Annotated in this window: 11 protein-coding genes; 4 read left to right on the top strand and 7 right to left on the bottom strand. The window is 73.6% G+C overall.

The features are described from left to right. Positions 1–53 precede the first annotated feature (53 nt). The 7 genes from GA0070213_RS11055 to GA0070213_RS11025 form a co-directional block, all read right to left on the bottom strand. Positions 54–1,004, bottom strand: coding sequence for a glycoside hydrolase family 26 protein (locus GA0070213_RS11055; protein WP_245716351.1), 951 nt, complete (start codon positions 1,002–1,004; stop codon positions 54–56). A gap of 277 nt (positions 1,005–1,281) precedes the next feature. Beyond that, positions 1,282–2,889 (bottom strand): lipopolysaccharide biosynthesis protein, encoded by a 1,608-nt coding sequence (locus GA0070213_RS11050; RefSeq protein WP_245716350.1) that lies wholly within the window; start codon positions 2,887–2,889, stop codon positions 1,282–1,284. After that, positions 2,859–3,722 (bottom strand): sulfotransferase family protein, encoded by an 864-nt coding sequence (locus GA0070213_RS11045; protein ID WP_091061650.1) that lies wholly within the window; start codon positions 3,720–3,722, stop codon positions 2,859–2,861. Before GA0070213_RS11045 ends, GA0070213_RS11050 begins: the two co-directional genes overlap by 31 nt. A 17-nt stretch (positions 3,723–3,739) precedes the next feature. Then, positions 3,740–4,945, bottom strand: a complete 1,206-nt coding sequence (locus GA0070213_RS11040) for a hypothetical protein (protein WP_091061648.1) — start codon at positions 4,943–4,945, stop codon at positions 3,740–3,742. Next, entirely contained in the window at positions 4,945–6,429 is a 1,485-nt protein-coding gene (locus tag GA0070213_RS11035; RefSeq protein WP_245716349.1) for an O-antigen ligase family protein, read from the bottom strand. Before GA0070213_RS11035 ends, GA0070213_RS11040 begins: the two co-directional genes overlap by 1 nt. Next, a complete protein-coding gene (locus GA0070213_RS11030) occupies positions 6,426–7,433 on the bottom strand; it encodes a DUF3048 domain-containing protein (RefSeq protein ID WP_091061646.1) in 1,008 nt (335 codons plus the stop codon). Before GA0070213_RS11030 ends, GA0070213_RS11035 begins: the two co-directional genes overlap by 4 nt. After that, the gene (locus tag GA0070213_RS11025) at positions 7,430–9,280 is read right to left on the bottom strand and encodes a Wzz/FepE/Etk N-terminal domain-containing protein (RefSeq protein WP_091061644.1); all 1,851 of its coding nucleotides are present in this window, start codon (positions 9,278–9,280) and stop codon (positions 7,430–7,432) included. The genes GA0070213_RS11030 and GA0070213_RS11025 overlap by 4 nt, the downstream gene beginning before the upstream one ends. Before the next feature lie 501 nt (positions 9,281–9,781). On the opposite strand from GA0070213_RS11025, the gene GA0070213_RS11020 reads away from it, so the two are divergent. Genes GA0070213_RS11020 through GA0070213_RS11005 form a run of 4 tightly spaced genes read left to right on the top strand, consistent with a single transcriptional unit; the run spans position 9,782 to position 12,742 of the window. Beyond that, on the top strand, positions 9,782–10,258 hold the full coding sequence (locus GA0070213_RS11020; protein WP_091061642.1) for a glycosyltransferase family protein: 477 nt from the start codon (positions 9,782–9,784) through the stop codon (positions 10,256–10,258). After that, positions 10,258–10,836, top strand: coding sequence for a glycosyltransferase (locus GA0070213_RS11015; protein WP_091061640.1), 579 nt, complete (start codon positions 10,258–10,260; stop codon positions 10,834–10,836). Before GA0070213_RS11020 ends, GA0070213_RS11015 begins: the two co-directional genes overlap by 1 nt. Then, the gene (locus GA0070213_RS11010; RefSeq protein WP_091061638.1) at positions 10,833–11,831 is read left to right on the top strand and encodes a sulfotransferase family protein; all 999 of its coding nucleotides are present in this window, start codon (positions 10,833–10,835) and stop codon (positions 11,829–11,831) included. Before GA0070213_RS11015 ends, GA0070213_RS11010 begins: the two co-directional genes overlap by 4 nt. Next, positions 11,828–12,742, top strand: coding sequence for a glycosyltransferase family 2 protein (locus GA0070213_RS11005; RefSeq protein ID WP_091061636.1), 915 nt, complete (start codon positions 11,828–11,830; stop codon positions 12,740–12,742). Before GA0070213_RS11010 ends, GA0070213_RS11005 begins: the two co-directional genes overlap by 4 nt. The last annotated feature ends 36 nt before the right edge of the window (positions 12,743–12,778 follow it).

Here is a 12,778-nt window from a genome sequence, read left to right as displayed (position 1 = left end):
CGGCCTTTTTGGCCGAGGAAAGGGCCCGGATCGAACGAAAAGACGAGGAAAGATCACTCAGTGGATGTGGATGGTGGCGCGGAGGTGGGGCTGAGGTTCGGCAGCGGTGGGGAGAAGTAGGGATCGGTGGCCAACTCGCGGAACACCGCCGCGCTCTCCGGGTCGTCGTCGAAGGTGGTGTCGTACACCGGTTTCGTGTCCCGGCCGGAGAAGTACATGGCGGCCTTGATCTGCGGGTGCTCCTTCAGGTAGCCACGGACCCCGCGCAGCCAGTCGGCCCGCTGGCCCGGCCGGCCCTTCTCGGTCGGCCCGAACTCGCCGATCACCACCGGCCGGGGGTGCTTGCTGGCGAACGCCATGAAGTGGTCCATGCGCTCCGCGAAGCTCACCCATTCGGTGCCCGGATAGACGTCCGCGCAGAGCCAGTCGACCTGGTCGTCGCCGGGGTAGTAGGCCGCGGCGTCGCGCTCCGGGTTGGCGAAGCCGTCGGCGTGCGGGCACCAGACCCAGGCCGCGTTGGTGGCGCCGACCTCGGTGAAGATGGCCCGGATGTGTTTCCAGGCGGCGATGTAGTCCTCCGGCGAGTGGACGCTGGCGCGCAGGTTGGGCCGGTCCATCTCCCAGCGGTAGCGCAGCAGCACCGGGATGCCGAACGCCTTCACGTTCTCGGCCCGCTGTCGGATCAGCGGGTCGTAGACGCCGCTCACCGTCGACCGGGTGTCGGTGCCGCTCCACGAGATCATCTGGAGCTTGCCCATCGCGTTGAACGCGGTCTGGGTGTCGCCCGGGAAGGGCTTGTTCCACTCGTGGAACATGTGGGCCACGGTGAGCTTGCCGCCGGCCGCCTGGTCGAACGCCTCGAACGCGGTCGCCCGCCCGGCCGGGTTGTGGAACTCCGGCTGGACCCAGGCGCCGAGCCAGGCGCCCTTCTCCGGTGGCTCCGGCCCGCGGCCGGTGGTGCGCACCGGGTCGGTGCGGGGCGCCACCGACGGAGGCGGAGGCACGAAGGACGCCTGGCCGGACGGTCGGCCCGACCCGGAGTCGCAGGCCACCACCGCCGGAACCAGGCAGGCCAGAATGGACAGAGACGCCAACGCACGCCGCACCCGTAGCACCACCGCAACCTCTCCCCAGGATGTCGCCGGCCGACGAATGCAGCCCTGGCGGACCTCCCCGAGGCGACGGCCAGCCGGGCGGGCAGGCGACCCTTGGCACTCTACCCGTGTTGAGTCCTGTCCGCCGGACCCCGAATCATCGACGGACCGCGCGGACGCCGGCGGGTCAGGCCCGGGCGGCCGTTCCCGCGCCGCCCCCGCGCCGCAGGCTGCGGAGCGCGTCGAGGTGCAGCGTGCCGCGCCAGCGCCAGGCCGCCGCCAGGTAGGCGGCACCACCGGCCAGCGTCACCACGACGAGCACCAGCGGTGCGGCGCCGAACAGGACGGCCACCCCCAGCGGCAGGCCGAAGCAGGCGAGGCCCAGCGTCATGGCGACCCGGCTGCCGTGCCCGAACGGGTGCAGCCGCAGGGACCACCAGAGCTGTGCCAGCGGCACCAGGTTGTTCACCAGGATGGCGCCGGTCCAGGCCAGCGCCGCGCCGACGATGCCGTGGCGTGGGATGAGCACGAGGTTGAGCACCACGTTGAGGACCGTGGCGGCCATCGCGTTGTAGAAGGTCCACGCGGTGCGGCCGGCCATGTTGAGCACCACGTCCACCATGCCGCACCCGGTGGCCACCAGCATGACCAGCGAGAGCAGCACCACCACGGACTTGCCGGCGCCGTAGCCGGAGCCGAACAGGGCCAGCATCGGCGCGGCGAAGGCGGCGAAACCCAGATAGATCGGCCAGGACAACAGCACCAGCCAACCGGTGGCCACCTGGTAGAGCTGACGCGCCTCGTCGTGATCGGCGCGCGCGAAGGCCGCCGCCATGCGGTGCTGCACCGAACTGCCCAGGGCCGTCCCGGCGAGCTGGCCGAGGGCCAGGAACCGGGTGGCGGCGGTGTAGAGGGCCGCGTCGGCCGGCCCGCGCAACGCGCTGAGCAGCACGATGTCGAGCCGCTGCACGACGATCGCGGCCAGCGTGCTGAGCGCGCGGGGCCCGGTGAACCGCCAGAACGGGCCGATCTGCTCGGTCGCCGGCACCGGCCTCGGCACGTCGCGTTCGGCCCGGCGGACGAGCCGGCGGAGCCAGAGCAGGCCGGCGGCGGCCGCGAACAGATAGGGCAGCGCCCACGCCAGCGGCAACGCGCTGGTGGCGGAGAGGCCGAGCCAGGCCGCCACGGCGACCGCGACGAACTGCACCAGGGTCCGGCCGAGCCGTTCCACGGTCAGCAGCGGGCGCATCTGGCCGAAGCCCTGGCAGGCGGCGAGGGCGTAGTCGTTGAGCGCGGCGAGCGGAACGAACGCCAGCAGCACCCGCAGCGCGGTCACCGCGCCGGGGCCGGCCTCCGGCATGGTGAGCCGGGCCAACGCGGGGGCGGCCAGCCAGCCGGCCACCGCGAGCATCGCCCCGACGACCAGCACCGGCACGAGACCCACCGCGATCGTGCCGCGGATCCGGTCGCGTCGGTCGAGCGTCCGGTGCCGGCTGACGAAGTAGATGGTCCCCACGTCGGTGCCGAGCCGGGCCGCCGACGCGGCGATCATGAACGCGCTGGTGGCGGCGAAGAACATGCCCGCCTCGCGGACCGACCAGCCGCGGGTGATGACGATGTTCAGGCCGAAGCCGGCCACCGCGGCCAGCCCGACCCCGACCAGGTTGGCGAAGCCCTGACGCGCGGCGCCGCCGAGACCCGCGCCGGACCCGGTGCCGCCGGCCGGCGCCTCCGCCGCCTCGACCCCTCCGGCGTCCGCCCGGGTCACCGCCGCCACGACGGCACGCGTCCCCACCAGGTGGCCAGCCGCTCGTCGTACGGGGCGAAGTGGTCCTCCAGCCGGGCCCGCAGCTCGGCCGACATCGGCGAGCGGGACCGCGAGTTGTGCTTGCCGAAGGCGATGTCCGCCCAGCGGGGCAGCTCGAGGAAGTCACAGACCGCGTCGAAGGACGGGCGCGGGTCGGCGAAGAAGTCGTCGCTGTCGATGACGTGCAGCCGGTCCCGGCCGACAAGCGCCTCCAGCCGCTCCACCTGCTCGATGTAGCGGCCCCGGGCCAGGTAGGCGTTGTGCTGGAAGTGCTCGCTGGCGTACGACGGGTCGGCGGTCATCCGCTCCCGCTGGCCGGCCGTCCGCTGCTCCTCCAGCGCCAGCGCCCGCTCGAAGTCCGCCTCGGTCTCGAAGCCCCGGGCCAGCTCGTGCGAGTGCGCCGAGTAGGCCCGCTCCACCGGGTCGCGCAGCAGCACCAGCAGCTTCACCGACGGCAGGTCCTTGGCGATCCGCTGCCCGGCCAGCGGGTGGAACATGTAGTAGGGGCTCGACTCGCCGGTGATCCCGCGTACGCCGAGCTGCTCCTTCACCGCGTCGGCCTTGCTGGTGGTGGGGAAGTGGCCGAGATACCAGCTCATCCCCCGGTGGTAGGACATGTCGAAGTAGTGCACGCCCTTGTGATAGGCGGGCGGCAGCACCCCGGGGTGCTGCGAGAGCGTCTTGAACAGCGAGGTGGTGCCGCAGCGCTGCGCCCCCACGATCAGGAATCCCGGCACCATCCGTGAGCCCGCGGTCAACCGACCGACCGTCCGACTCACCGACTTCACCGCGCGGAGCGCCTGCTCCCTGGCCACCGTCACGTCCCCACTCCTCACTCTCACCGGGCCCGGCGGGCCAGGTGCTCCTCGACGGCAGGCAGCAGCCAGGTGTCGACGTGCCCCAGTCGCGCACCCGCCTCGGCCTGCCGGTCCCGCAGATAACGCGTCGCCAGCTCCACCAGGTAGAGCACGGCGACCAGGTCGGCGCCCCCGCCGCCCTGGTCGAACGGCGCGAGCGTCCGGTCCGCGCCGGCGATCAGCGCCCGGGCGGCCGCCGGCGGCTCCACCCCGTCGTGGCTCATCGCACCCTGCACCGCCAGGTGCAGCGCGTCGTAACCGGCCGGCACGTCGGCCTCGAACCGCTCCCAGTCCCAGACCAGCACCCGGCCGTCGGCCAGCACCGCGCTGTTTCCGCCGTTCCAGTCCCCGTGCCAGGCGCCGAACGCCACCACCGGGTCGGCGTCCGCGACCGAGGTGAGGACCGCGCGCAAGCGCCCGGCCTCCGGCCGGTCACCCAGCTCGTCCACCGCGCCGGCCAGCCGGGCCGCGTGCCCGCTGCCCGCCCACGAACCCCGGTGTACGCCGAGGCAGCCGGCGACCGCCACCATGGCGGCCCGTTCCGCCTCCGCCGCCACGGCCGGCGTGGCCCGGGGCAGCCGCACCGGCAGCGCCTCCTGCACCAGCAACGCGTGTCCGTGCCAGTCGCCGTGGTGGCGTACCCCGGCCAGCACGACCGGGCCGAGCGGCACGCCGGCGAGCCGGCGCAACGCGGCGGCCTCGGCGTCGACCAGGGCCCGGGTCAGCGGGTCGACGCCGAGCTTCGCGTAGCCCAGGGCCCGGCCGTCCGGCGCGAGCAGTTGCAGCACCGGCTTGCGGTTGGCCCGGGCCGGCCCGATGTGCAGGCTGACCAGCGCCGGTTCGCCGAGCACCTCGGTCAGGTAGGCGTCCAGCCCGCCGCCGTCGACCACCAGCCGGTCGCGGAACACCACCGGCCCCAGCCCGAGTCGGAACGCGGTGGCCAGCCCCTGCCGGACCAGCCTGGCCTTGCGGCCGACCGCCTCGGTGGAGTGCCGTACGGCGCCGGCGGCGGCCCGGCCGGAGCCGGTGGGCACCAGCAGCCGGGGACGGGCGGCCGAGGGCACCACCACCCAGCCGGGGCCGCCCCGACGCAGGGCGGGCTCGGCCGGCTCGGGCCAGATCAGGCCGGCCAGCTCACCGAGGTAGGCGGAGCGGCCGTCGCCGTCCGGGGGTACGCGGAACACCATCAGCGGTCACCGGCTGCTTCCAGTCGGGCCCGTAGCCCGGCGATCGTGCCCTTGGGCGGCGTCGGCGCGAGGGCCCGGCGCCGCCGGTCGTTGCGGGCCAGCAGGGCCACCGAGATCAGGGCGTAGGCGAGGGTGGCTTCCAGCGCCCCGTAGGTGAACTGGAAGAAGAGCATGAGGATGATGACGAGCGTGCCGGCGATACCGATGGCGCTGTGGTCGCGCCGGTAGCGCCAGAGGCAGTAGAGGAAGAAGCCGTTGTAGGCCAGCGCGCCGACCCACCCCTGGCCGATGAGCAGCGCCCAGAGTTGGCCGTTGCTGCCGAGCTCCCGGTTGCCGCACTGCTTGCAGTCGTCCGACTTGCCGATGGCGATGGACCGGTTGCTGCCGATCAGCGCCCGGTTGCCGCCGTAGCCGAGGACCGGCGAGTGGTTGGCCGCGGTGACCGCGCCCGCGGAGAGGGTGGCCCGGATGTCGTCGCTGTGCCCGTTCTGCAGCCGTTCGTCGAACGTGCGGCCGAGCGGGGTGGCGACGACCAGCACGCCGATCAACCCGACCGCCAGGGCGAGCCCGCCGAGCACCACCATCCGGCCGCGCAGCGCGAGCCGGATGGCGACGTAGACCGCGGCGATGCCGAGGCCGACCCAGAGCCCGCGGTTGAGCGAGTAGACGATCGGGAAGATCGCGGCCAGCGCGATCGCGATGCCGAGCAGGCGCCGCACCGGGCCGCCCAGCACGACCCAGCCGACGATCAGCCAGATCAGCAGGATCGCGATGTTCTCGCCCCACGAGTTGGTGTACTCGAACGGGGCCGAGGGGCGGGGCGACTCGCTCTCGCCGGCCAGCACCTGCTGCACCTGGGCGAACCGCACGTCCATCAGCGAGGCGACGTAGGGCTGGTTGGCGATGGAGGGCGGCAGCAGGTAGTTGAGCGGCGCGACGAAGCCGACCGACGGCAGCAGCGAGCCGAGGTAACCGCCGATCACCGTGACCACGCCCATGAAGCCGAAGAGCCGGATCACCCGGCGCTGCGACAGCTCCCGCTCGCGCAGGTTCAGCACGTAGAGCATGACCACGGTGAGGGCCACGTAGTTGGCCAGCCAGATGCCCCAGCCGAGGTAGCGGCCGCCGCCGGAGGGCGGCAGCGTGTTGGGTGCCCGGAGGTCGAGCATCACCACGGAGAGGAAGATCCAGAGCAGCAGGACCAGCCAGATGCCGAAGCCCGGCGGCACCTGGACGGAACCCCGGCGGCGCAGTTGCACGGCCATCGGCACGGCCAGCACGACGAAGATGAAGGTGGACACCCCGAGCATCCAGGCGACCGGGTAGAGCACGAACGCCGCGCTCAGCGGCCAGGACGGCGACAGTCGGAACGACGGAGCCGTGGGCCGGACCGGCGTCCGGGCCGGGACGGCGCCCGGCACCGGGGAGCCGGTCGGCGGCGGCGCGAATCCGTGGGTCGGTTCGTTCGGGGCGAGGGTGCTCATCCGAGCGTGACCTTGGCGGTGCTCGACACGTAGACCACCCAGGCGTTGCCGGGCTGCGGATGCATCAGGCCGCCGTCGGCGTCCACCACGTTGCAGACCAGGTCCTGGCCCGGCTTCCGCCAGGTCCCCTTGGCGCCGGACGGGCCGGAGACGGCGACCGCGGCGCCCTGGCCGAAGACCTTGGCGGACGGCAGCGAGCGGAATGACGGCTTGCGGACGTCGATCGTCCGGTATTCCGTGGTCAGCACCACCACCGACGTCGCCGCGACGGTCGCCTTGCCCACCCGGGTCGTCCACACCCTCTTCGCCGCGTCGTAACGCCACACCATGGGCGGACCACCGGGAACGCTCACGGTGAGTTGCCGGGCCGGGGCGAGGTCGCGCCCGGCCAGCGCGTCGCCCGGCGTCGTCGCGTAGTCCAGCACCGGGGTCGGCGGCGGTGCGGCCTTCGGTGCCGCCCGCCAGAGCGCCGCCGTCGAGGTGTGGTCCCCGGAGAACGCCTTGTCGTCGTCGTCGGGCGTGACCCCGCCGAGCTTCGAGTCCTTGAACTGGGCCAGGAAGCCGGTGGGGCCACCGGCGTAGCCGACGAACGGACGCAGCACGGCGACCGACCGGATGTCGACCGGGCGGATCTCGGTGACCGGGCCGACCTTGGCGGCCTCCCGTGAGTGGAACACCGCGGTCAGGTGCAGGGAGTCGGACTCGGCGAACTCGGCGTAGACCACGTCGGCCGCGTCCAGCCCGGTTGGGGTGGTCGACGGGGTCACCCGCAACGGCACCGCGAGCGCCGGCCGGGTGGTCACCGCCGGGGTGCCGGCCGGCACCCCGGTCAACGGGGCCGGGGGCTGGCTCGGGGCGGCGCTCGCCGCGGTCGTCGCGGGCGCGGTGCCCGGTTCGACGACCTGGACGCCACCCCGCTTGGGTTCGGGCTGGCACGCCGTCACGAGACAGGCCACCATGAGCGGCCCGACGACGGTGGCGCGGAGGATCTGCCGGCGACTCACCCCAGGTCCTCGCCGGATTCCAGGGCGTAGCTGCGGCCGTCGCCGTCGCCCCGGGACCGGTAGGTCCCGCCACCGCCGTTGACCGGCATCGGGTTGCTCGGGGTCGACGGCTTGCGCGGCGCGGGCGGCTTGACCGGGGTGGAGGACGCCGTGCCGGACGCCGGCCCGGGGGTCGCCGGCTTGGCCGGGGCGCCGCTGCCGGAGGGCCGCATCCGCGGCAGCACCATGGTGGACTCGGCGGAGGGCCCGGGGCTCGGCCGAGGCTTGGGCCGGTTCGTCGGGTTTGCCGGACCTGCCGGGGTGGCGGGGTTCGACGGCGTCGTCGGCCGGGCAGCGGCCGGTGCCGCGGGCATCCTCGGCGCCAGCACGGCACCGAGCACCGGCGCGTTGACCTGCTCGAACTGCTGGAGCGCGGCGGTGATCTCGACGCTGCGGGTGCGTCCCGTCTCGGCGACCACGATCACCGCGTCCGCGTACCGGCCGAGCGCCTGCGCCTCCACCGCGTGGGTGGGCTGGGCCGTCTCGATGAGCACGTGGTCGAAGCGCGCGGTCAGCTCGTGCAGGATCTCCAACAGACCGGCGACCGGCAGCTCGACCTCCGCGTCCAGGTCGCCCGGCACGAGCACCCGGAGCTGGCCGAGCCCCGGCACCGGAGCCAGCGCCTTGAGCGCCGGCACGTCGCGGCGGAGCACCGAGGCGAGGCTGTGCCGCCCCTCGGCCACCCCGGTGATGCTGCTCAACGCCGAGTCCGGCTTGGTGGTGATCAGGGCGACCTGCGCGCCGGTGCGGGCGTACGCGGCGGCCAGGTTGGCGGCCACGAACCCGGCTGCCGTGCCGGCCGAGCCGTCGCAGAGCAGGAGTTGGCGGCCGCGACCGGCCTGCGCCGGCTCGGGCACCGCGGAGAGCAGGACGTTGCGCAGCCGACCCAGCTCTCGGGAGATCTTGTGGGAGGCGGGCAGCACGGACAGCGACGGGGTGCGGGCCGGCAGCTCCAGCAGCAGCGGCAGGCCGACCCGGTCGGAGATGTCGCGGCCGCGCCGGACCCGGTTGTCCAGCCGGTCCAGCACCAACGCCAGGACGATGCCGAGCAGCAGGCCGGCGCCCATGCCGCTGGCCAGGTTCAGGGTGCGGTTGGGGGAACTGGGGTGGTCGGGCAGCCGCGCATCCGAGATGATCTCGCCCGGGTCGATGTCGGCCGAGATGAGCGGGCTGAGCCGGTTGTTCAGGCCGCTCAGCTGGTTGGTCAGCACGTTCTGGTCGGCCTCGGCGCGCTGGCGCTCGGGCGAGTTGGAGGGCGCCGCGGCGATCCTCCCGGCGACCTCGTTGAGCTGCTTCTTGACCTGGTCGATCTGCTGGGTCAGCGCCTTGGTCTCGTTCTCCAGCGCCTTCTGCGCGGTGGCCTTGCGCAGGTCGAGATAGGCCTGCGCGAACGCGTGCGAGCCCGACTGCGCCTCCTCCGGGCTGGTCGCCTCGTAGGCCACCTGGAGGATCTGGCTGTTCGGCGGGACGGTCACCGTCACCGACTTGACCAGCTCGTCGCCGCCGGTGCCGATCTTCATCAGGTCCTTCGCCCGCTCCGCCACCACGAGCGAGCGGACCACCTGCGCCTCGGTGTCGAGGTTGACCTTGGTGTTGGGGTTGTTCTCCGACCCGGAGCTGAGCGGACGCACCAGCAGGGAGGTGGTCGACGTGTAGCGCGCCTCCTGGAGTTGGCTCACCGCCAGGCCGCCGGCCAGACCGAGGACCGCGGCGAGCAGGAGGATCCACCAGCGGCGGCGCAACCAGCCCAGGTAGGCCATCAGGGCAAGACCGTCGGCGTCGTTCTCGGCCAAATGGGGTGAGGGCATGAGTGTCTGTCGCTCCCTTTCGACCGAGCCGGGCAGTCCCACGGCACAGCTGGACCTGACCGTGACTTCGAGTGTCCCCGATCCGAACGTTGAGGGAAAGTCTGCTCACGTTCCGGTAAGCCTGCCCAGGTGTGGGCAGCCCGCATAGAGATGGCCGACCGGTGCTGGCCATTCGGCGGGTTCCCGGCAGCGGGCCCGACCTGCCCCCGGGAGCCGACGTCGTCGCCGGCTCGCGTGCGGAGCGGTGACGGAATCCTGACACATGCCGCCGCGACGTGGTCGGCCCGGCCCGCCACCCCGGTGGCACCGCGACTGACCTGGCGGGTCCCGCCCCCGGAGGGATCCCGGCGGCGGGAATCCCGAGGTGACCCGACCGGTGGGCCGGGATCCGTCCAACGGCCCCTTCAGTTGTCCAGGGGCGCGCCAGTAGGTTGTCAGGGCGCGTCCGAGGGTCATTCACGTAAATCCGGACGCGATCACACGTGTACGGGAGGAAACGTTGTGGTGAGCGGGTCAACCGACGGCGCGGGGCAGGTCCTGCTGGTCGGCTCCAGCGGCGGCCACCTGGCCCAGTTGCTGGCACTGGAACCCTGGTACCGGGATCGGCGCCGGGCCTGGGTCACCTTCGACACACCGGACGCCCGCTCGCTGCTCGACGGCGAGGACGTGGTCTGGGCCCACCACCCCACCACCCGCAACGTCAAGAACCTGGTCCGCAACGCGTTCCTCGCGCTGAAGGTGATCCGCCGGCGTCCGGTGGCCGCGGTGGTCACCACCGGGGCCGGGGTCGCCCTGCCGTTCGTGGTGGCGGCCCGGCTGCGCCGGATCCCCACGGTCTACATCGAGGTGTACGACCGGATCGACAGCGCGACGCTGACCGCCCGGCTCTGCCGGCCCTTCCTCTCCGCGATGCTCGTGCAGTGGGAGGAGCAGCGCCGGATGTACCCGGAGGCGACCGTCGTGGGGAACCTCCTCTGATGGCGCACATTCCGCAGCAGCGGGACCGCCGCTCGGCGCCGTTCGTGCTGGTCGTGGTCGGCACCGACGTGCACCGCTTCGACCGCCTGGTCGGCTGGCTGGAGCGCTGGCACGCCGCCCGGCCCGGGGTGCGGCTCGTCCTGCAGTACGGCCACAGCCGCCCGCCGGCGCTGCCCGAGGCCACCCCGTTCCTCGGCCACGAGGAGCTGCAACGCGCGATGGCCGAGGCCACGCTGGTGGTCAGCCACGGCGGCCCGGCCACCATCACCGAGGCCCGGCGCACCGGCCACCTGCCGATCGTGGTGCCCCGCGACCCGACCCACGACGAGCACGTCGACAACCACCAGCAGCTGTTCTCCCGGCGACTCGGGGCGGCCGGCATGGTCCGGCTGTGCGAGTCCGAGGCCGAGCTGCTCGCCGCGCTCGACGAGGGGCTGGCCGAGCCGGCCCGCTTCGCCCTGACCGCCGACCCGGGCCGGCCCGACCCGCGCGCCGAGGCGGTCGCCCGGGTCGGCGCCGTGATCGACGACCTGGTGGCCCGCCGGGTCCGCCAGCGGGCCGGCGGGCGGCGCGGATGAGCGCGCCGGAGTCGCCGCAGCCCCGGGTCCTCTTCGTCGGCGGCCTCGGCCGCAGCGGCTCCACGCTGCTGGAACTGCTGCTGGCGCAGAGTCGGGACGTGTGCGCGGTCGGTGAGGTGGTGCACCTCTGGGAGCGGGCGCTCGGCGCCGACGAGCGGTGCGGCTGCGGCGAGCGGTTCACCGCCTGCCCGTTCTGGCGGCAGGTCGGTGACGAGGCGTTCGGCGGCTGGTCCGCGGTCGATCGCGACGACGTGCTGGCGCTCAAGGACCGGGTCGACCGGACCCGGCACATCCCCCGGCTGGCGAAGAACACGCTCCCCGCGGAGCAGCTCGCCGACGTGCGCCGCTACGCCGACCTCTACACCCGGATCTACCGGGCCGCGCTCGCGGTGACCGGCGCGCGGGTGGTGGTCGACTCCAGCAAGCACGCCTCGCTCGCCTTCGCGCTGAGCTGGGCCGACGACCTCGACCTGCGGGTGCTGCACCTGGTCCGGGACAGTCGGGCGGTGGCGTATTCGTGGGGCAAGCAGGTGCGCCGGCCCGAGGTGGTGGACGGCGAGGACTTCATGCCGACGTTCTCGCCGTTCGAGGTGAGCAAGCTGTGGACCGCGCAGAACGCCGCGTTCCACCTGCTCGCCGGCCGGGCGAAGGTGCTCCGGCTGCGCTACGAGGACTTCACCGCCGACCCGGCCGGCACCGTACGCCGGTTGCGGGACTTCACCGGCCTGCCGGACGATCCGGCGGCGTTGCGCATCCTGGCCGGCGGCGCGCCGGAGGCCTCGGCGGAGCCGGCCGCGCCGTTCCGCGCGCACAGCGTCGCGGGCAACCCGCTGCGGTTCAGCGGCGGCCCGCTGACGGTACGGCGGGACGAGGCGTGGCGGGACCGCCTGCCGCGCCGCAGCCGGGCCGTGGTCAGCCTGGCCACGCTGCCCCTCCGAGTCCGCTACGGCTACCTGGGCCAGCGGGGATCCGACGAGTCCGGGGAGAGAGCATGAGTGGGCCGAGCATCTCGGTCGTCGTACCGACGCGGGACCGTCCGGAGCTGCTGCGCGCGGCGCTCGACGCGATCCTCAGCCAGGCGCATCCCGGCCTGGTCGAGGCGATCGTGGTCTACGACCAGTCCGAGCCGGACCGGTCGCTGGAGTCGGACCGTGGCGACCGGCGGGTCCGGGTCATCACCAACACCCGCACCGCCGGGCTGGCCGGTGCCCGCAACACCGGCATCGAGGCGGCCACCGGCGACTGGGTGGCGTTCTGCGACGACGACGACGAGTGGCTGCCCGGCAAGCTGGCCGCCCAGTTCGGGGCGCTCGACGCGCACCCGGACGGCGCGCTGGTGAGCTGCGGCATCCGGGTCAGCTACGACGACCGCACGGTGGACCGCTCGCTGGACCGGGCCCGGATCTCGCTGGAGGCGCTGCTGCGCGACCGGCTCACCGAGCTGCACCCGTCGACGTTCCTGATCCGGCGGGCCGCGCTGCTCGACGCGATCGGCCTGGTCGACGAGCAGATCCCGGGCAGTTACGCGGAGGACTACGAGTTCCTGCTCCGGGCCGCCCGGTACGCCCCGCTGGTCAACGTGGAGAGCCCGTACGTGCTGGTCCGCTGGCACAAGCGGTCCTATTTCGCGCAGCGCTGGGAGACGATCTCGACCGCGTTGCAGTGGCTGCTGCGCCGCTATCCGGAGTTCGCCACCGTGCCGCACGGTGAGGCGCGGGTGGCCGGTCAGATCGCCTTCGCGCAGGCGGCGATGGGCAACCGGCGGGACGCGGTGCGCTGGGCGCGGCGCACGCTGGCCCGTAACCCGAAGGAGCCGCGCGCCTACCTCGCGTTGGCCGTGGCGAGCCGGGCCGTACAGGCCGACCGGGTGCTGCGCACGCTGCACAAGCGCGGCCGGGGCATCTGAGACGGTGAACGGGCGGGCGACCCCAGGGCGCCCGCC

Source organism: Micromonospora humi (assembly GCF_900090105.1).
In the GTDB taxonomy this organism is placed as follows: domain Bacteria; phylum Actinomycetota; class Actinomycetes; order Mycobacteriales; family Micromonosporaceae; genus Micromonospora; species Micromonospora humi.
Note: the sequence above shows the minus strand (reverse complement) of the source record. Positions and strands in the feature narration are given on the sequence as shown.